This is a genomic window from Sandarakinorhabdus sp. (assembly GCF_051860625.1).
In the GTDB taxonomy this organism is placed as follows: domain Bacteria; phylum Pseudomonadota; class Alphaproteobacteria; order Sphingomonadales; family Sphingomonadaceae; genus Sandarakinorhabdus.
In genome coordinates, this window is record NZ_JBHYDQ010000029.1 from 1 (window position 1) to 847 (window position 847).

The following is an 847-nucleotide window of genomic DNA, read 5'->3' on the forward strand; positions in this document are numbered from 1 at the left end:
TAGGCTCCGGACTCAATTGCACCAGAACGTGAGGCTTGCGGCGAGGTGCGTGGCTGAGAGGTAGTTTCTGGCGAGCTTGTCGTACCGGGTTGCAATGCGTCGCCAGTCCTTGAGCCTGCACCAGAGGCGCTCGACAAGGTTGCGGTTCTTATAAGTGGTTCGATCGTATGGGATTTGCCGAACACGTGCGGAACTGGGCGGGATGACGGCCTCGGCGCCGCGGGCAGCAAGCAGGGCACGGATGGCGTTGCTGTCGTAGCCGCGGTCGGCAATCAGCCGCTGGAAGGGGCCAAGTGCTTCGATCAGGGCGGGCGCGGTTGCCATGTCGGAGGCGTTGCCCGGCGTGAGCAGGATCAGCCTTGGGCGGCCTTGTTCGTCGGTTGCCGCGTGGAGCTTGCTGGTGCGGCCGCCGCGCGAGAGGCCGATGGCCTGGAAGAAGGCCCCCCTTTTGCGCCGGCTGCCGAGCGGTGCGCCTTGATGTGGGTCGCGTCGATGGCGACCGTGCCGTAGATCGGGCTCTGGCCTGTCAACGCCTCGAACATCGCTAGCCAGACGCCTTGCCGGCTCCACCGGTTGAACCGGTTGTAAACCGTTGTGTACGGACCATAATCCGGTGGGCAGTCGCGCCAGCGAGCCCCCGTCTTCAGCATGTGCATGATCCCCGAGATCACCCGACGATCATCCACGCGTCGCGCCCCTCGCCGACCCCGGGGCAGCAAGGGCTCAATCGCCGCCCACTGCCGCTCGTCCAGCCAAAACAAATGCTTCGACATCCAAGGCTCCCTTCCAACAGCCTTGAATCAGCAAACATCAGTCAGCGCCAGACCTTATTGAGTACGGAGCCTAG

1 protein-coding gene is annotated in these 847 nt (G+C 64.0%); it reads right to left on the reverse strand.

Annotated features, from left to right (window positions below):
- Positions 1 to 12: 12 nt before the first annotated feature.
- Positions 13 to 773, reverse strand: a protein-coding gene (locus ACTIEZ_RS15410; protein ID WP_439547573.1) for an IS5 family transposase whose coding sequence is annotated in 2 segments (ribosomal slippage) — positions 13 to 432 and positions 435 to 773 — 759 coding nt in all. Because the reading frame shifts where the segments join, the coding sequence is not laid out codon by codon here.
- Between the last annotated feature and the right edge of the window lie 74 nt (positions 774 to 847).